Annotated in this window: 17 protein-coding genes; 5 read left to right on the top strand and 12 right to left on the bottom strand. The window is 34.0% G+C overall.

What is annotated here, in order from left to right; genetic code table 11:
* Window positions 1-173: 173 nt before the first annotated feature.
* The 3 genes from ACK3CR_RS04110 to ACK3CR_RS04100 form a co-directional block, all read right to left on the bottom strand.
* On the bottom strand, window positions 174-434 hold the full coding sequence (locus ACK3CR_RS04110; protein ID WP_488974849.1) for a hypothetical protein: 261 nt from the start codon (window positions 432-434) through the stop codon (window positions 174-176).
* 137 nt (window positions 435-571) lie between these two features.
* Complete coding sequence (locus ACK3CR_RS04105) at window positions 572-1,342, bottom strand: (S)-benzoin forming benzil reductase (protein ID WP_488974848.1); 771 nt, start codon at window positions 1,340-1,342, stop codon at window positions 572-574.
* Between the two features lie 164 nt (window positions 1,343-1,506).
* Window positions 1,507-1,941: a GNAT family N-acetyltransferase gene (locus ACK3CR_RS04100; protein ID WP_488974847.1), complete on the bottom strand. Its 435-nt coding sequence runs from the start codon at window positions 1,939-1,941 to the stop codon at window positions 1,507-1,509.
* 651 nt (window positions 1,942-2,592) lie between these two features.
* On the opposite strand from ACK3CR_RS04100, the gene ACK3CR_RS04095 reads away from it, so the two are divergent.
* The gene (locus tag ACK3CR_RS04095; protein ID WP_488974846.1) at window positions 2,593-2,883 is read left to right on the top strand and encodes a hypothetical protein; all 291 of its coding nucleotides are present in this window, start codon (window positions 2,593-2,595) and stop codon (window positions 2,881-2,883) included.
* A 230-nt stretch (window positions 2,884-3,113) separates the two neighbouring features.
* Here the strand turns inward: ACK3CR_RS04095 and ACK3CR_RS04090 are convergent, their stop codons facing one another.
* The 6 genes from ACK3CR_RS04090 to ACK3CR_RS04065 all read right to left on the bottom strand — a co-directional run bounded on the left by ACK3CR_RS04090 (window position 3,114) and on the right by ACK3CR_RS04065 (window position 8,277).
* Window positions 3,114-4,547 (bottom strand): 6-phospho-beta-glucosidase, encoded by a 1,434-nt coding sequence (locus tag ACK3CR_RS04090; RefSeq protein WP_488974845.1) that lies wholly within the window; start codon window positions 4,545-4,547, stop codon window positions 3,114-3,116.
* A gap of 124 nt (window positions 4,548-4,671) precedes the next feature.
* Entirely contained in the window at window positions 4,672-5,589 is a 918-nt protein-coding gene (locus ACK3CR_RS04085) for an EamA family transporter (RefSeq protein ID WP_488974843.1), read from the bottom strand.
* Between the two features lie 341 nt (window positions 5,590-5,930).
* The gene (locus ACK3CR_RS04080; protein WP_430240575.1) at window positions 5,931-6,449 is read right to left on the bottom strand and encodes a YfiT family bacillithiol transferase; all 519 of its coding nucleotides are present in this window, start codon (window positions 6,447-6,449) and stop codon (window positions 5,931-5,933) included.
* A 254-nt stretch (window positions 6,450-6,703) separates the two neighbouring features.
* On the bottom strand, window positions 6,704-7,189 hold the full coding sequence (locus ACK3CR_RS04075; protein ID WP_488974842.1) for a small multi-drug export protein: 486 nt from the start codon (window positions 7,187-7,189) through the stop codon (window positions 6,704-6,706).
* Between the two features lie 18 nt (window positions 7,190-7,207).
* Window positions 7,208-7,933 (bottom strand): MerR family transcriptional regulator, encoded by a 726-nt coding sequence (locus ACK3CR_RS04070; RefSeq protein WP_488974840.1) that lies wholly within the window; start codon window positions 7,931-7,933, stop codon window positions 7,208-7,210.
* A gap of 38 nt (window positions 7,934-7,971) precedes the next feature.
* The gene (locus tag ACK3CR_RS04065) at window positions 7,972-8,277 is read right to left on the bottom strand and encodes a magnetosome magnetite crystal formation protein family (RefSeq protein ID WP_488974839.1); all 306 of its coding nucleotides are present in this window, start codon (window positions 8,275-8,277) and stop codon (window positions 7,972-7,974) included.
* Window positions 8,278-8,563: 286 nt separating this feature from the next.
* On the opposite strand from ACK3CR_RS04065, the gene ACK3CR_RS04060 reads away from it, so the two are divergent.
* Window positions 8,564-9,052, top strand: coding sequence for a pyridoxamine 5'-phosphate oxidase family protein (locus tag ACK3CR_RS04060; protein ID WP_488974838.1), 489 nt, complete (start codon window positions 8,564-8,566; stop codon window positions 9,050-9,052).
* 540 nt (window positions 9,053-9,592) lie between these two features.
* Window positions 9,593-10,063 carry a hypothetical protein gene (locus tag ACK3CR_RS04055; protein ID WP_488974837.1) on the top strand — a complete coding sequence of 157 codons (471 nt, stop codon included), beginning with the start codon at window positions 9,593-9,595 and terminating at the stop codon, window positions 10,061-10,063.
* Window positions 10,064-10,559: 496 nt separating this feature from the next.
* On the opposite strand, the gene ACK3CR_RS04050 is transcribed toward ACK3CR_RS04055, so the two are convergent.
* Both ACK3CR_RS04050 and ACK3CR_RS04045 read right to left on the bottom strand, forming a co-directional pair.
* On the bottom strand, window positions 10,560-11,027 hold the full coding sequence (locus tag ACK3CR_RS04050; protein WP_488974836.1) for a MaoC/PaaZ C-terminal domain-containing protein: 468 nt from the start codon (window positions 11,025-11,027) through the stop codon (window positions 10,560-10,562).
* A gap of 833 nt (window positions 11,028-11,860) precedes the next feature.
* Window positions 11,861-12,736, bottom strand: a complete 876-nt coding sequence (locus ACK3CR_RS04045; RefSeq protein WP_488974835.1) for an AraC family transcriptional regulator — start codon at window positions 12,734-12,736, stop codon at window positions 11,861-11,863.
* Window positions 12,737-12,894: 158 nt separating this feature from the next.
* On the opposite strand from ACK3CR_RS04045, the gene bglB reads away from it, so the two are divergent.
* Both bglB and ACK3CR_RS04035 read left to right on the top strand, forming a co-directional pair.
* Window positions 12,895-13,974, top strand: a complete 1,080-nt coding sequence (gene bglB / locus ACK3CR_RS04040; RefSeq protein ID WP_488974834.1) for a beta-galactosidase BglB — start codon at window positions 12,895-12,897, stop codon at window positions 13,972-13,974.
* The gene (locus tag ACK3CR_RS04035) at window positions 13,971-14,990 is read left to right on the top strand and encodes an NAD(P)-dependent alcohol dehydrogenase (protein WP_488974833.1); all 1,020 of its coding nucleotides are present in this window, start codon (window positions 13,971-13,973) and stop codon (window positions 14,988-14,990) included. The genes bglB and ACK3CR_RS04035 overlap by 4 nt, the downstream gene beginning before the upstream one ends.
* A gap of 1,019 nt (window positions 14,991-16,009) precedes the next feature.
* Here the strand turns inward: ACK3CR_RS04035 and ACK3CR_RS04030 are convergent.
* A complete protein-coding gene (locus tag ACK3CR_RS04030) occupies window positions 16,010-17,335 on the bottom strand; it encodes an MFS transporter (protein WP_488974832.1) in 1,326 nt (441 codons plus the stop codon).
* Between the last annotated feature and the right edge of the window lie 324 nt (window positions 17,336-17,659).

Here is a 17,659-nt window from a genome sequence, read left to right as displayed (position 1 = left end):
CAAGAGCAATAATTAATGAGTAATGATAGTAAAAAGCACAAACTTGTTTAATATATTTTCTAATGTTATTTCACAATTTCTATAGTGAAAATAAGGTCTTCGGTAGGTAATTTTAGTTAACATAACACTTTTTATCGGTAGAAACAAAAAGGCCCCTAATCTTAGGGGTCTTTTTAATGAGTATTTAAAGGCTTATTCCTTACGATAACTAATATAGCTAAAAGCGAAGTAACAAGAACAGCAGCCGATAATATAATTTCGCTTACATATCCATTATGTAAAACACCACTCATGATTAGTTCTAAACCAATTATAAAGTAATACACCCTCGCGACTTTTGCTTGTTGAGCAAATCCAGGCAACAAAATAGGTTGATATTTACTGTTATTCGTTAAAAAAGAAAGAACAATAAGTACAATACCCCAAAATATCACTTTTTATCACCTCCTACTATAAAAATAATACAATAATAATTTTAACATAAAAATCCATTTTAGTTACCATAATGTAGTTTATGAGCAGAAATAAAAAAGAGAGAAATACTCCTTCTCTCTTCAAAGTCTCTTATATATTAAGATGTAAGTGTGGAAGTTAACTCTTCTACTACTGTCTGCTGTCCAAATGCGTCACCAAGAAGAAGTTCTAACAATTTTTCAGCCGTATCTTCAGACGTTTGCAATTGTCCATTTTCATATACTTCATGGAATAAATGAACAAGAGGAAAGTCTTCTTTATTTGCAGCACGAATCTCTTCTTGTAATTTTGTACTAATTACACCTGGATAGACAGATACGATACGAACAGGAAATTTCTTTTCCTTTTGTTCTAAAGCGATACTCTTTGTGAAGGAGTCAAGACCGGCTTTAGATGTACTGTAGGCACTTTGTGAAGGCAACAAATATTTAGCTGATCCAGAAGAGATATTTAGAATTCGTTTATCTATTTCCAGATGATTAGTATGCTTAATGAAATGTGAAGTTAGAATCATAGGTGAGATTAAATTAATCGTCATGTTATCTATAATTTCATGATCAGGATTCTTCTCAATGGTCCCAATAGGGCTTAATACTCCAGCGTTATTGATTAAATATATACCTTCATTATTATCATCCACATCGTTATTAAATATGGATTGAATAGTACCCTTAATTAACTCCGTTTCTCTTAGATCTAGTTTATAAAAACTAAAATTCTTATTGTGCGTTTTAGCCATCTCCCGAAGAGTCACGTTTTCTCTTCTTGCGATACTAATAATGTGGTTCTTTTCTTCCTTAGCCAAAAGTTCCTTTACTAGTGCTTCTCCGATTCCACTTGATGTTCCCGTAATAATATAGTACTTCATCTCATCTTCTCCTTTTTATCTATAGGAAGTTTGTTCACCCATTATATAAAACCATATTTATACATATATAACAACTAATTACTTATGAAAGAAGAATCAATGATGGATACTATATACAAAATTAGTTTACATAAGATGTCTTATTGGTAGAAAAAGTACTTGAATTAATTCAAGTACTTTACAAATAGAATCTTATCTTGATTAGCTTTATCCCCTTGTTCAATTTCAAAACCCATTTTAGTATGATAAGCAATTGAAGCTTTATTTACAGGAGAAGTTACACAACGAACAATACTGCGACCATTTTGTTTAATTACATCGAAAAATTGATTATATAATTGTTTCCCAATACCTTTTCCCCTGTGCCCTGGATGAATTCCAATAAAGTGAATATATGCTTCATTCGTATAAGATTGAGATAAGAATCCAATTAAAAAGCCTATAATTTCACCTTCTTCTTCAACAATAAAGCTAGTATTTTTAAAATGATCAAAAAAAAGCTTTGGCAACAAGTCAGACATTTGTCTTCCATTCCACCAAGCATTAATTAACGGAGATATTACATAATAATCTGATCCTTTTACTAAACGAACTGTCATTGTGATCTCTCCCCAATTTATTTATGAAATTACTTAAATTAATGCTATCACAGGAAGAAAATGTTATGTTGTTCATTCTTTTTCGTACCAATGAATGCTAATACGCAAAGTGAATAGAATATACAAAGTTAGTTCACATAATGTTGATTATAGGACTCGAATTTTGCATTTAGTGAAGTGTTGTTCACGCATCAAAAGATAAATGCAAAATTTGAGACCGTATTTGTTTATTTTCTTTGCAATAACTACTATATGCTTGTGGAAGTGTTCCCTACATCTTCCACAACTCCCCTTGTTTCTGATTTCCTTCTCTTTCGTCTAAAAAGAAAGCTCTATATTTTGTTTTCACACTTTCCTTTGTAATAGAAAATTATACCACACCTACCACAACCATCCTTGTCGTACATTTAATAAAGGACCAGACCAACTATATAACTATATATGTATATGAAGCTACAAAACTGTGCATAATGTTAATGTATTCCCCCATATGTAAAAACCCTTTGCTCACGCTGAGCAAAGGGTTTCTTTTTATCATAGGAAATTCAACATTAATTAATCACCATAATGAGTGTTATAGGAATTTATTCAAAAACATACACGTGACGTTATGGTATAATTTGGATATAAAATCTTTTTGAAAGAGGGATTATGATGATCAAAAAAGGACTCATTTCAGGAATACTCCTATTACTCATCGTATTTGTAGAAGCTTATTTTGTTGGAGATTGGAGCCACATTTATTATATATGTGGAACTTTGGGGTTAATTAGCATGGTGTTAGCTTTAACTTACTTCATTGATAGCTTAATTTTAGGTAATAAAGGAACTCTATCTTCTAAAAAAGAAAAGCGTAAAATTGGCCGTATAGAACAATCAAAAGGTTTTATAATAATGGCTATTCCAAATCTTGTAGCAGCACTGATCTACATCATGATTTAATGCATATGATATGCAGAACTAGTTTACATAAAACATGTTCTAGGTAGTAAAAAAGTACAAACCCGTTCAGTAACAACGAGTTTGTACTTTTTCGTTTTTTACTATCCTTAATTAGGAAGATGGGCTTCTTTGCTTTTTAAATATTTAATTACTTTATTTGTATTATTCGATGAACCCAATTGTAGATAATCAATAGCCCTTAACGCACCTTAGCATCGGCAATTTAATAATTACAAAACTTCTCCATTAGTGGTAATGACATTTTTGTACCAGTTAAAGCTTTTCTTTTTTATTCTCTTTAATGTTCCATTGCCTGCATTATCTTTATCTACATAGATATAACCGTAGCGTTTTTTCATTTCTCCAGTAGTATTACTGATAATATCGATTGGTCCCCAGCTTGTATATCCAAGAATTTCGACGCCATCTTGAATGGCTTCTCCCATTTCTGTAAGGTGTTTTCTTAGATAACCAATCCGGTAGTCGTCGTGGATTTTCTCTTCTGAAGTCACTACATCTATAGCACCAAGTCCATTTTCAACCACAAATAACGGCTTTTGATATCGATCATATAATTGGTTGCAGGTAATACGAAATCCCTTCGCATCGATAGGCCAACCCCATTCAGAGTTTTCTAGATACGGATTCTCCACAGAAGCAAATACATTACCACTTGTAATTTGTTTTAAAACTTCAGGGTCGTTACTGGCAGCACGACTACCATAGTAGCTGAAACCGATATAATCTACCGTATGACTTTTTAGTAGTTCCTCATCTCTTGCTTCCATTTCAATCGTTAGATTGTTTTCTTTTAAGAAACGCTTTACAAAGCCTGGGTATTCACCTCGTGACTGCACATCGATAAGGAAGAAGGACTCACGGTCCTTATCCATTGCCTTTTGGATATCGTCTGGGTGACATGTATAAGGATAAGTAGCTCCTCCAGCAAGCATACAACCAATTCTTGCGTCAGGGATGATTTCATGGCATGCTTTCACAGCTAATGCACTAGCAACAAGTTGGTGATGAGCTGCTTGATATTGAATTTGTACCTTGTTATCTCCTTCTTGAAAGACTAATCCAGCACCTACAAATGGCATATGCAAAAGCATATTGATTTCATTGAATGTCATCCAGTATTTCACTTTGTCTTTGTAACGATTAAAAAGAGTTATGGAGTATGTTTCAAATAAATTGATGAGCTTACGGTTTCTCCAACTACCATACTTTTCAACCAACTGTAGAGGTACATCAAAATGAGCCATCGTGACAACAGGTTGAATATCATATTTTAATAATTCATCAAATATATCGTCATAAAATTGCAATCCTGCTTCATTGGGTTGTTCATCATCTCCATTTGGGAAAATTCGCGCCCATGAAATCGAAAGACGAAGTGCTTTAAAGCCCATCTCAGCAAAAAGAGAAATATCTTCTTTATAACGATGGTAAAAGTCTATAGCTTCATGGGAAGGGTAGAATTCTTCTTCCTCAGGTTTAAAAGAATGGAGATTACCTAATAAAATGTTCCAACGCTTTGGTCCTATGGGCATGAGATCTACCGTTGTTAATCCTTTTCCGTTTTCTAAATATCCACCTTCTGATTGGTGTGCCGCAATTGCACCACCCCACAAAAAACCTTCAGGAAATCTATATTTTGTCATGATAAAACTCCTTTTTAGTATATTCATAAAAAGAGAAAGGATTTCCCTTCTTATCGCTATTTTCATTTTGCTAGTACTTGATTGATGAAATCCTTTAATGTATTGATCCCTTAGCTAAACATACTCAGGAATGTTGTGAAGGGGAATCTTGTTGTGTCTGGACAGAATCTACTTTAGCTTTTGCACGTATATTGCCGACGGCAATTCCACCTAATATGAGGACAACTCCCATCCATCGTACTATGCTTACATGTTCTTCTAACACTAACGCTGCCATTGAAACAGCTACTGGAAGTTCAGATGCTGTCAATATGGTACCAAGTCCTGGTCCAACATGTGGCATTCCAATGGTAAATAAAAGAGGTGGGAGGACGACTCCAAAAAAACCAAGAAGTAAACCATATGGGGCAACTCCCGTTAAAACATGTAAATCAAATAGATATATGGGTGGAAACAATAGAAATACAACGACTAAAGCACCAGTGGAAAGAAGAGCACTTTTTAGTAAAGGCGGAGTGTCTTTCCCAACTGAACCACTAAGAAAAATGAAGGTGGAAAATGTTAAGGCAGCGCATAGTCCCCAAATCATCCCTTGCCAAGACATATTCACTCCCTTATCTGAAATAATACCAGCTGCCAAGGTAGACCCCACTAACAGGACAGTTATCGAAATGACTTTCCCTTTTGTGGGCTTTTTCTTATAAAATATCCACTCAAACAATGTACCAATCCAAACAAATTGAAAAAGTAAAATGATGGCCAGTGATGCATGAAGTAACTGTAATGATTGATAATAAAAGCCGCCTGTTAAACCAAAAGGAATTCCAGATAGAAATAGCTTAATAGTTTGATTTCGTGTTACTTTTCGCTTTTTGGTAAACAAAACTAATATCCAGACCATCAGTGTGCCAAATAAGTACTGCCCACCTGTTACCTCTGTGACGGAATAACCAGCTGAATAAGCTAGTTTAACGAATGTAGATAATATCCCATAACAGCACCCACCTAAAAATACAATTAATGCATAATGCCAACTTTTCAAAAGTTCTCCCTCCTTTTTTTCATAAAAAAAAGCCACACTACTATCAACTGACAGTAGTGTGGCGAAAATAGAGTTTCCTCTAGAAAAATCCACGCTCTAAAATAGATTTTATTATTCAACTTTAGCAATATTATAAAATCGAAAAATATTAATTGTCAATAAAGTAATTGATTCCGTTTACAAATCTTATTTTTAAATTTTCTTTATAAAATTTCAATACCCTTTCTAGATAAAGTCAATTACTCATATATCTATACTTACTTTACATAATAGATTTTATCGGTACTAATAAAAAAAGCTCTTCTTAGGAGCTTTCTTTAGATGTAACATATATTTTTCTTTTACCATCCTTTTTGATTTCTTAATGTTGTAATATGGGCAATATGATGCTTTCCATGCCAAGCATAAGTAGCTATCAGCTGTTCAACAGTTATTTTACCGTTTTCAGGATGTTGAACAATTTTCTTTAAATCCTTTTCTTCAAGTGATTTTAACATTTTATGAAGACGCTCATGTAAAGCAGAAAGAAGATGGAGAGATACTTCAATAGGTAAATCATTATCAGGAAGCTTTGCCCAAGACACCTCATCATATGTATTAATAAAAGGATCTCGCTCTGTTAAACCTAATTTAAAACGAATATAACCATTTAAATGTGAGTCAGCTAAATGGTGTACAACTTGACTTAATTTCCAACCACCTTCACGGTAGGGAGTAGCTAGTTGCTCTTCTGTTAGCCCTTTTACGGCTTCTGATAATTGTTTTGGAGCATTTCCAATGTCACTAATCCAACCTTGGATATCTTCTTTTTGGATATTTTCTTTTACTGTAAACTTTCCAATAGGATATTGATTAAACATATTTCTTCGTCCCTTTCTATTTTTATCAATATCTATTATAACAACTATATCTACATGTAATTTGAAATATTTAGAATAGAATGGTCCAATAAATAACTTAAAATTATATATACTTCATACATCCTAGTTAACATAAAATATGTTCTCCGTATCACAAAAATCCTTAATATCTAAATATAAGGATTTTTGTTTATTCCTCAGCTTCTATACAGAAGAGTAAGTACTATAGTGAGTTTCATTCAACTAATTTATATTTATCCTTTAATCCAGTGGTAAATATCAACCCCATAGTATATCAACAATCCACTTCCTACTCCCCATAGTATTATGCTTATAATTTGCCATACTATAACTCGCTCCTTACTAGCCCCTGCAGCAACGGAAACAAAGGCACTTATATGATTAGCTCCAACAATTGGTCCCATAAGAGAAAGACCCGGAACTCCATATCTATTAAAATAAATTTGAGCCTTTTGAAGGCGACCCTTAAGAGTTGATTTATTATGGTTTTTAGTTAATTTAGTTTTTATAAGGGTTGTAAATAGGATGACTAACATTACAGAAATAATATTAGCCACAATCCCTAAAAGAGCAGTAGAAATTATGGGTAACTTTAATAACACCCCCACAGGTACAGCAACGTGTGCTTCAAGAAATGGGATGAATCCAATGATAAATATCATGACAAATTGGTATACAATATTAATTTCTTCAATCTTATGTACGATATCTTCGAGCAATATAATCCCTCCAATGTTCTATCCTTTTCTTTGTAGATAATATTGTTTAGCCTCTTCCAGAAAGATAATCTCCTTATTTGTAAAAGGATTATAAAAATTCCCTTCTGATAATGGAGTAATAATATTTTTATCTTGAGGAGAAACTGTTCTTTCCACATTTTCTAGAATGGATTCAATGAGGTTCTGTGCTTCATTTGAAGTTGGATTACTTTCTTGAGCCACTAGCTTCTTTAACTTGGTATATAATTCAAAGTATATTTTATCGAGTTCTAGGCGTTCGCTATCTGAGATATTATATAGAGTATCTTTAATATCACTATAGGTATCCAAGTTCGTTTCCTCCCAAATCATTGCATAAAGAACAAAGCAGAATAAACTTAAATCAACCTCCGTCTTATCGGTAATGATCCTTTTCATATGCTCAAGCTGATTAATTGTACGCTGAATTTCCTCCTTCTGAGCTACAAGTTCTCTTTTTTTAAAATTGATGGCTTCATCAAGGTTCTTCTGTTCTATATAGGACTCTACCAATAAATCCTCTATACTTTTTAGCGAAAATCCAAGGAACTTTAAAGACTGAATTTGTTGTAATCGTTTATAGTCTTCTAAACTATATAAACGATGTCCACCTTCTTTATAATCGGTAGGTTTCAGTAATCCTATGTTGTCATAGTAGCGCAGTGTTCGGACGGTTATATTAGCAAGCTTAGCTAACTCTCCGATTGTCAGATACTCTTTTTTCAATTCCCTTTTCCTCCTGTTTAGAAGTTCTTTGTCTTCTTTTATCTTGTTTCTATTTTCCCTCTAATATATGGGATAGCAATTGGGTAGGTATAGGGCTTATTTAAACCTATTCTAAACATGGCATTCAATATAAAAATAAGCTCAACAGCTAAGACTATATAAATGAAATTCCCATAATCCTGTGGTAAGAAATATCGTATTAGAAAAAACGGAAAGATAGTCAGGTGAAAATTAAGAGCTTTTCTGCTTGTTTCCCGATAAAAGATATTCATTTTTTTCTTATTTGTAATGACGTACATCAAAAGAGGAGAAATTACTCCAAGGACTAAGGAAAGCCCAAGCATTACTGTACGATAACCTTTTTTCTTATTGTGGGTTCATTCAAGTGCTTTACCTACCCTTCTATTTGCTTATTTCATGACCCTAAGTATAAAAGGTGACGTGAGGGTAGGTTCAAGAGGTTTTTTAACTTATACTTTTACGGACGATCAATTAGTAGTATGTATTTAAATTCTATGAGTTCTACAAAAAATACCTTCATCTGTTAATGAAGAGGAGATACCCCCATACCTGAATAAAAGTTGGTGTAAAGGGTAGTATACCTCTATAAACATTAATGGGGGGATGGAGATGTCTAACATGATGAAACAAGAAGAAATGGAAACATTGAGAGAGTTAATCAAAGACGTAGACACAGCCATGCTGACTACGGTAACTGAAGAAGGGCTTGTTTCTCGTCCTATGAAAACACAAGAAGTAGAGTTTGATGGGGACTTATGGTTTTTCACTAAGAAAGAAACTAATAAATATGAAGAAATTTTACACGACCAAGATGTTAATGTGACTTATGCAGGTAAATCCTATGTTTCCGTGCGTGGAAAAGCAGAAATTGTTAATGATTTAGACAAGAAAAAGGAATTGTGGAGCAAAGCATATGAGAAAATTATGCAAACTTCTTATGATGATCCTTATGTTGTCTTGATAAAGGTAAAAGCAGAAGCAGCCGAATATTGGGAAACGGGTAATTTCACGAAGAAAATTGCCTTTTTCTATAGACGCATGACCGGGCAAAGTTCTAAGTCGACAGATGTTAATGAAACAGTTGAATTGAATAAATAACAGCAAAAATGGATTGAGTAGTTATAGGAGAATTCATTTTGCTATGTTGAGTTATGTTAATCCATTTGTAGCTATAAGTTCAGAATTTAAATATAATCCTAGTTAACATAATAGATCTTATCAGAAGTAGAGAAAGCACAAATACGTCGTAACTGGACGTATTTGTGCTTTTTAAAGTTATTTACACTTTAAGAGATGTTTATATAAAGATGCCAACCTAAATATCTATTTTCCATGCTAAAAAACAACACCAATATTAATATTTATAAAATAAAACTAGAAAAATAGGTAAAAATATGAGATATTTTGTTAATTTCATAGTACTATTAAATTAATCTGCAAAGAAGGTAATATTATTGTGTCGAATAATATAAGTGAATGGTCTGGTAAAAATAAAGTGTATAACCCCATCAACCATTATAGATAGTGAAATTAAAAATGACAGCGCTTTTATTCTAATCTCGTAAACATTATTTTTCCGGAGCATAGCGTTATAAACAATTATGTATATTACTTTTATTTAAAGGAGAGAGACCTATTATGAAAATGAAGAAATTTGGTAAGGTCATGTTGGTAGCGACAATTACACTTGGAGGAGTTGGAACTACTACTCTTGCAACTCCTGTAGACAAGGCTGAAGCTGCTTCATATTCCGGAGTGAGTGTTAATACTACAAAAGCTAATTATTACAAACCTGAGGATGTTATTGTTAAGCTTAAAAATGATAATAATGTTCCTATGACAGTGATTCTCCAATTAGAAAAGAAAGACAGTAAGGGAGTTTATAACTTTGTTGAATATGCTGAGATTGTTAAGCTTCAACCAAGACAGGCGGCTTCTCGTTCATATGAAACAAGGTATCCAGATTACTGGGAAATGTGGAAAAAGGGATCAACTGACCAGTTCCGTTATAGAATTATCACATATAAAGGCACTCAAAGCGATTGGCATACAGACAAGATTCAATACGTTGGTGATTTCTTTACAAGCTCATTCTATGTCCACATGTAGATAGAACTAAGTATTCGGATATATTTATTGTGCCATTAGAGAGGTACCTAACAGTTCAAAAAAGAATGTTGGTTAACATAAAATATGTTCAAGGAAGTAAAAAAGAGCAAACCCGTTCAATAACAACGGGTTTGCTCTTTTTACTTTCGTTTATATATACTTTTACGGACTACCCTAACCGATTTAAAATATCTTAATATAAAAAGGGGAATTTTTCTTATTAAATTGAATTACCACACACTAATCCAAAGAAAGGAAGTCTTTTTATATCCCACCCTGTTCGGAATCTAATTGTTTTTCACCCTAATAGGTATTCTTCCGTTCTTCAATAAAGTAACAAACTGTTCTATAAGATTCTTAAAGATCTAGTTCTCCTAACGCTTTTTTCTTCCATCTCAACTTAAAAGGATTCTCACCAGATGTAATACAGAAGAGGTGTTTTTTTGACATTTAATTATATTCAGTAACCATACAACTCAAAATTTCAACATTTTAATTATCGTGTTATAACCTTCTCTTGTTGAATAGTTTTTCTCGTTTTTAAGAGTACATTTATTTGCGTTAATAATACTACTTCATCGTGTTGGTTAGTCACAGTGAATTTTAAAGTGATTTCTCCACGTCCCGATTTAGATGATAGTTTCTTCCCCCCAATTTCTACTTCGGTAGTCAGGATATCATTCATTCTAACCGGTGCTGTAAATTTTACATAATCAAAGTTTTTCCCTACGATAAACTCATTTCCAAATTTACCTAATCTAATCCATTGCCCCCACATTGCACTTAGAGTAAGAAATCCTGAGCTGATGATTCCGTGAAACATAGAATTGTTTTCAGCAAACTCCTGATCAATGTGAATGGGATGAGGATCATATTTCATTGCAAAAGTATGGATCTCCTCTTCTATAACTAGAAACGATTCACATTGAAATCGTTGTCCAATTTTAAATTCTTCAAAATACATATTGTTAACCTCCGTGATGTTTAATGAGTGAATCTTATATTAACAATAAAAATAAGTATTTGTTTAAATATGGCTATATATCCAAAACACCTAATAAAGAGTATAACATAGCTATCTTTTTTAAGAATTCTATATTCCTTAATGTTAAAATCCTATTGTAAATATAGGAGTCGAAATCTATATGTTTAGGAATGAGTATAGTCTTATTCATAATTATTATAGTTATGTCAATTTTTAATCTAATGATAAAAATTTTGAATTTAATACCCTATTCTGATGTTTTTTGTATTTTATTAGGCTAATAATTGCAATCTAAATGAAGGACTAAATTTAGTTGTGAAGTCAGATAAAAATAAGATTTAAGATAAATATAGAAAGATTATGAAGGAAAACGAGGAAAATCAAAAACCTTATCAAATAACCACAATATTGGTTATATAAATACTTGTTATTTTTATAATGGTAGAAGCTATACATTAAGAAATAAAGTGCATATCCTGTAAAATTCTAGTTACCATAATGTTGATTACAGGAAGTAATAAAAGCTCAGACTCATTGAATTACAAAGAGTTTGAGCTTTTTCTTGCCCTTTAAGTATAATATTTCTTCCTCCCTAATAGTATCTCTCGTATAACACTGTATCGAAGGATAAAGGAAGAGAACTAAGGAGAATAAATAACAAGTAAGGCAATTCTATGTACTTTACTTAAGAGGATTTGCTTTCAAGTTCAAAAAGTCCTTTTTATTCTCTTATACTTGTTATTTAAAACTGTTCTTACCTTTCTAACAAAATCATTTCTGACAATGTACACAAGTAAAGATTGATAAACGGCTCATTTGAATTTTTGAAACTGCTTTGCATATTTGCCAGGTGAAATTCCTACGGCATTACTAAATGTACGGATAAAATGAGCATAATCGTTGAAACCACTTTCGTAACATACCTGAGTTGTTGATATGTCACCTTGCATTAACAGTTCTTGAGCTTTAATAATTCGGGTGTTAACCAAATATTTGTGAAATGAGATACCTGTAATTTCTTTGAAAATTCTATTAAGACTATGCCTATTTAGATCAAATAATTCAGCAACCTGTTGGGCATTCAAATCTTTGTCATAATTAACTCCAATGTATTCCATAATATGTATCAATGACTGGTGTGCGGTAGAGGTTATTTTTTCTGATTTTCTTTTTCGCATGCCTTCAATATAAATTTCATTAATAATTATAAGAATTTCTGAAAGAAGTATTTTTTGCTTGATTTCCCATGCATAAGAGTCATTGTCGTCTTTTATATCTGAGAGGCGGGAATACAAGGATATCAATTTTTGGGTTTCCTCTGTAGATAATTTAAGGCAGTGCGTACGTTTTGAATCATTTATACCGAAACATTCCAGCAAGGTGGTATTATACGTATTAAAAGTCTGGATATATAATGGATTAAAATACAAAATATACCTTTCAAAGGCTTTTCTATCATTCACAATGACACGGTGCTGATCACTTGAGCTTAAAAGCAATAAATCATTTGGAGAAATAATATATCGCTCGTTTCCAATCCACATTTCAGCCCCTTCAGTAATCGCAAGATAAATCTCATAGACATTGTGAAAATGATAATAATTCATCACTTCCTTGTCTGTGCCTATACTATGATCCAACTGAAAATCTATATTATAAGGCTCCCTAACCTTTTTTAAACTATCCATTAATCCCCTTATCCTCCTTTCGATTATGTATATCCCGATTTTAAATGCGCATGAACAAAAATGCAATAAATTTATACAATATTGCAATATGTGTATTTTGGGTTTAGCTATAATGAAAACATGGGGAATATATTTTAATGAAAAAGAGAGGGTAATCAATGAAAAAAAATGATTTGCTAAATTTATTTGAAAGCGTCAACAATAGAATGAAAAACCTGGATAACGAAACTGGTGTAAATGAGATATGCCCTATTAGCATAATAGATATGAGCACCTGGGAGTGGGCTCAAGGAGTTGGTTTGTATGGTATGCAAAAATACTATGCAGAAACCGGAAAGCAAGAAGTGCTGGATTTTCTTGTCGATTGGTTTGATAACAATATCCGTAAGGGTTTACCAGCTAAGAACGTAAACACCATGTGCCCTCTATTGACACTTACCTATGTCTATGAATACACAAAAAAGGACATTTATTTGGATATATGCAAGGAATGGGCCGAATGGGTTATAAAGGAAATGCCACGAACTGAAGAAATGGGGCTACAGCACATAGTTTCGGAAAAAGAAAATCATGGGCAAGTTTGGATAGATACACTGTTTATGACAGTACTGTTTATGGCAAGAATGGGCAAGTTGCTCGATCGGGAGGATTATAAAGCTGAATCAGTAAGACAGTATTTACTCCATATTAAATACCTGACAAATAAAAAGAATGGACTATTCGATCACGGATTTGATTTTAATGGACGTCATGCATTCGGTGAAATTCAATGGGGAAGGGGAAATAGTTGGTATACCTCAAGTGTGGTTGATTACTTAGACATCCTTGGAGAATTAGATATGGGAGTGAAATGGTTTCTTCTGGATACGCTTCACGCACAGATACAAGCATTAGAACAGTACCAGAACGAAAACGGTATGTGGCATACCTTGATTACAGATAAAGAATCTTATGTGGAATCATCTGCTACAGCTGGTTTCGCCTACGGGATATTAAAAGCAGTAAGGTTGGGCTATATTCCTGAAAAGTACAGGGAATGTGGAATTAAAGCGTTAGAGGCTATTATTAAGAGAATCTCCCAAGATGGAACAGTCACTGAGGTATCTTATGGCACGGCCATTTGTGACGATGCTCAGAAGTACAAAGAAGTTCCAATTTGCCCGATGACCTATGGACAGGCGCTGACACTAATGCTTTTGACAGAAGCCCTGAAACTTGAGGTGGTGCCTACTGCATGAAAAGAATGAACAGAAGAGCGTTTCTCGATAAGGACCACAAATTTACAATAAAAGAGGATAATATACCTTCACCTCAAGACGATGAAGTACTGATTGAAATAAAAGCTAACGGTATTTGTGGATCAGATATACATTTTTATCGAGAAGGTAGGTTGGGTAATTTTGTTGTAGATCGCCCATATGTACCTGGTCACGAATCCAGTGGAATCATTGTAGAAGTGGGAAGTAGTGTAAACGGGTTTTCAAAAGGTGACCACGTTGTTATTGAGCCAGGTATACCCTGTGGGATGTGCAACTATTGTAAGTCGGGTAGATACAATTTATGTCCTGATGTGGTATTTCTTTCTGCCCCTCCAATCAATGGAACCTTCTGTGATTATATAACAATAAGACATGACATGGTATTTCATATCCCTAAAACCTTATCATTTGAAGAAGCTGCAATGGCAGAACCTGTGGCAGTAGGGGTTCACGCTGTAAACCGTGCAAGATTCAAAAACGGTGATACTGCTATAATCTTAGGTGCCGGTCCAATTGGACTTCTAACTGCTCAAGCCTTTAAAACTGCTGGTGGAGGTGAAGCCATCTGTGTTGATTTTAATGAATCAAGACTTAGATTTGCGAAAAAAATAGGAATTGACAAGGTTGCTATTCCATCAGATTCCAGTTTAGAAGGGGTGGCGGATGTTGTTTTTGAAACAGCCGGTGCAAGTAAAGCTACTGCCTCGACGTTCAATTATTGCCGTCCTGGTGGATGTGTTGTTCAGGTAGGTTGGCCAGGTGGAAATATTGTTGAAATGAATATAGCAACGTTTTTGGATAAGGAATTAGATTATGTTGCGGTCAATAGGTATGCAAATGCCTTTCCTATTTCGATTAGGTGGATATCTGAAGGAAAGATAAACGTAAAAGATTTGATTACAGGCAGATTCTCACTAGATGAAGTTTCGGAAGCTTTTGAATACTCAAGTAAAAACCCAGATAAAGTTGTAAAAACTATTGTCCTTAATGATTAACACAACAAATTATTACCCATTCGAAATAATAGGAAAATCCTCTTCCAATATGCTTGGTTCGAGGGCTTTTATTTTGCTTTATCACACATGTTTTTTTAATTAAGTCGGGTAAGCGAGGGGCATTGCTGCCCCTAACTCCCCTAAGAACCGTACGCGAGCCTTTCAACTCATACGGCTCAAGCCTCCCATTGCAGGTCCATTTGCTGTCGTATCTTCGTCACACACCATAATGGTAAGTAAAACGTACGCCGACGCTCCAAATGGAGGTATACATAACAGTACGTTTCTTTTGTCAAAAGATAGCCACAACCTTATGTACCTACGAGAGACCAACGAGAAGTCAGCTCCCTTTCGGGCCTATCATAAGTTTGTCCGTAAGGACGATAGTATCCATCCAGTTATACAGTTTCCTGCTTTCCTGTTCTCTTTCGAGATAATGGCATTTGCTTTCTCTCGTATCCTTTACCCTCTGTCACATCGTTTGATCTTACGATCTCCCTACTGTTTATACAGATGACAAAGGGCTTACCAAGTTTCGCATCTTATAGATACGACGAGGTTAAGTGGGTTCTTTACTCCGGGCAAGATGCGGGACGCGTCACAGTAGCATTATGAATCTACTTTTCCTCTTACCAATACCCAGGCAAATCTATGCACTATCCTGAGCTAATCATTACGAAGCTTACAAACCTTCACTTTCGTTCACCATACTCATCTTCCCCTAGCAGTGTTCCAATCCGTGCACTGACTCTCTGTTTCCGTATTTCCGCATGCAACCCACGAGCCCGTTACCAGGCCCGCAGTTTTGGACAGAGATAATTTTTGCGTCTAAACTAGTGGCGTGATCCACACTATATAAAAGCGACTTCTTGTCGCACCATAATGTTGATTACAGGAAGTAATAAAAGCGCAAATTTGTTTAGTAACAACAAATTTGCGCCTTTTATTTACCTCATGTACAAAAGTCTTATAAAAAACATAAAATTTAATATAAATTCCTCTGTTATGAGTTACCTCTATTAACTTGAAAATTTTTGTGGACATGTATTTTCTATTTGAGATTTCCTATCGTCAACTTTCATAAATAGAACCATTAGAAAAGATATCAATAATAATGAACTTAAAAATAGTAACCCTACTTTTATATCATGTGTTGCTCCGTTTATAATTCCAATTGTGTATGGGCCTACGAAACCACCCAAATTCCCTACTGAATTAATGGATGCTATAGCTATCGATGCCGTTGACTGAGTTAGAAACAGGGAAGGTAAAGCCCAGAATGGTGCTTTAAAACTGTACATCCCGGTTAGTGAAAGTGTTATTAACAAGATAGCCAAATAGGGATTACCCGTTAAACCAGCACCAACCAAACCGATAGATGCTAAGAGAAGGGGTATTGCCGAATGAAGACGTCTCTCACCTTTACTGTCGGAGTGACGTGACCAAAATATCATTCCAATTGTAGCACCAATATAAGGAATAGTAGCAATTAAACCAATCTGTATATTCGTTAATGTATCTGAAAAACCTTTAATAATCTGTGGCATCCAATATCCTACACCCAGGCTCCCTGTTTGATAAACAAAGTAAATAAAGGATAAAAACAATACTTTAGGATTAATCATAGCTTTCATAATGCCCAAGTGTTTTACATCTTTTCTTGATTCTGTATCCTTTTTCAACTCTTGTATTAACCATTCTTTTTCCTCAGTTTTTAACCACTTTGCATTCTTTGGGGAATCTGTTAAATAGAAGTAAGTTACCACCCCAAGTATTACAGCTGGCAATCCCTCTAATATGAACATCCAGCGCCATCCAGATATATTCATCCAGTTAATAGAATCCATAATCCAGGTAGAAAGTGGGGCTCCAATAATATACGAAACTGGTATAGCTGCAGTAAATAGAGCAATTGTTGTAGCCCTTTCCTTTGATCTAAACCAAAAAGTAAGATACATGATAATCCCTGGAAAGAATCCAGCTTCTGCTACACCAAGTAGAAATCTTAAAATGTACAGATGCATTGCGCTCTGAATGAATCCTGTTATAACTGCTAGTATCCCCCACGTAACTAGAATTCTAGCAATCCAGACACGGGCTCCAAAACGTTGCATCATTACATTGCTAGGTACCTCAAATAAAAAGTATCCAATGAAGAAAATCCCAGAAGCAAATCCAAATACTTCACTACTAAGCGCTAAATCTTTATTCATTTCTAAGGCAGCGTACCCCAAGTTTGCTCTATCGATATAAGAAATAATATAACAAATGAAAACAAACGGAATAATTCGCCAAGTAACCTTACGAATAGTTCTCTTTTCTAAAGATGGTTCTAAGTGGCTCATTTACATCCCTCCAAAGGAAAGCGTTTTCAAAAATACTGAATAGGTATAGAAATGCCCTAATCAAGAATATTTTTATAAAATTAAATGTTTATTTGCATAATATTAAACTAAATATAATAAATAATAGTAATTTTTATAGCCAGTAATACTACCAGTCACATTCTAGAAGTTTAAATAAATTACAAGGTAAGAGAAATAAACTCAATTTCAAGATAAGCAGTCCAAAAAACTTGTAACGACTTTAGACTGCTTAAGTTATCTTGGTTCACCATAATGTAGGATTAATTTAAACTACCTTTAACAGAAAAATAGTATGGTTAGTAC

This window comes from Priestia sp. TRM10 (assembly GCF_057808375.1).
Note: the sequence above shows the minus strand (reverse complement) of the source record. Positions and strands in the feature narration are given on the sequence as shown.

Coding starts and splice junctions, on each gene's coding strand:
- ACK3CR_RS04105 (WP_488974848.1), bottom strand. CDS start 1,342: ATGAAGTACTATATTATTACGGGAACATCAAGTGGAATCGGAGAAGCA.
- ACK3CR_RS04090 (WP_488974845.1), bottom strand. CDS start 4,547: ATGACAAAATATAGATTTCCTGAAGGTTTTTTGTGGGGTGGTGCAATT.
- ACK3CR_RS04055 (WP_488974837.1), top strand. CDS start 9,593: ATGAAAATGAAGAAATTTGGTAAGGTCATGTTGGTAGCGACAATTACA.
- ACK3CR_RS04035 (WP_488974833.1), top strand. CDS start 13,971: ATGAAAAGAATGAACAGAAGAGCGTTTCTCGATAAGGACCACAAATTT.
- ACK3CR_RS04080 (WP_430240575.1), bottom strand. CDS start 6,449: ATGTTTAATCAATATCCTATTGGAAAGTTTACAGTAAAAGAAAATATC.
- ACK3CR_RS04100 (WP_488974847.1), bottom strand. CDS start 1,941: ATGACAGTTCGTTTAGTAAAAGGATCAGATTATTATGTAATATCTCCG.
- ACK3CR_RS04095 (WP_488974846.1), top strand. CDS start 2,593: ATGATGATCAAAAAAGGACTCATTTCAGGAATACTCCTATTACTCATC.
- ACK3CR_RS04030 (WP_488974832.1), bottom strand. CDS start 17,335: ATGAGCCACTTAGAACCATCTTTAGAAAAGAGAACTATTCGTAAGGTT.
- ACK3CR_RS04050 (WP_488974836.1), bottom strand. CDS start 11,027: ATGTATTTTGAAGAATTTAAAATTGGACAACGATTTCAATGTGAATCG.
- bglB (WP_488974834.1), top strand. CDS start 12,895: ATGAAAAAAAATGATTTGCTAAATTTATTTGAAAGCGTCAACAATAGA.
- ACK3CR_RS04065 (WP_488974839.1), bottom strand. CDS start 8,277: ATGCTTGGGCTTTCCTTAGTCCTTGGAGTAATTTCTCCTCTTTTGATG.
- ACK3CR_RS04060 (WP_488974838.1), top strand. CDS start 8,564: ATGTCTAACATGATGAAACAAGAAGAAATGGAAACATTGAGAGAGTTA.
- ACK3CR_RS04045 (WP_488974835.1), bottom strand. CDS start 12,736: ATGGATAGTTTAAAAAAGGTTAGGGAGCCTTATAATATAGATTTTCAG.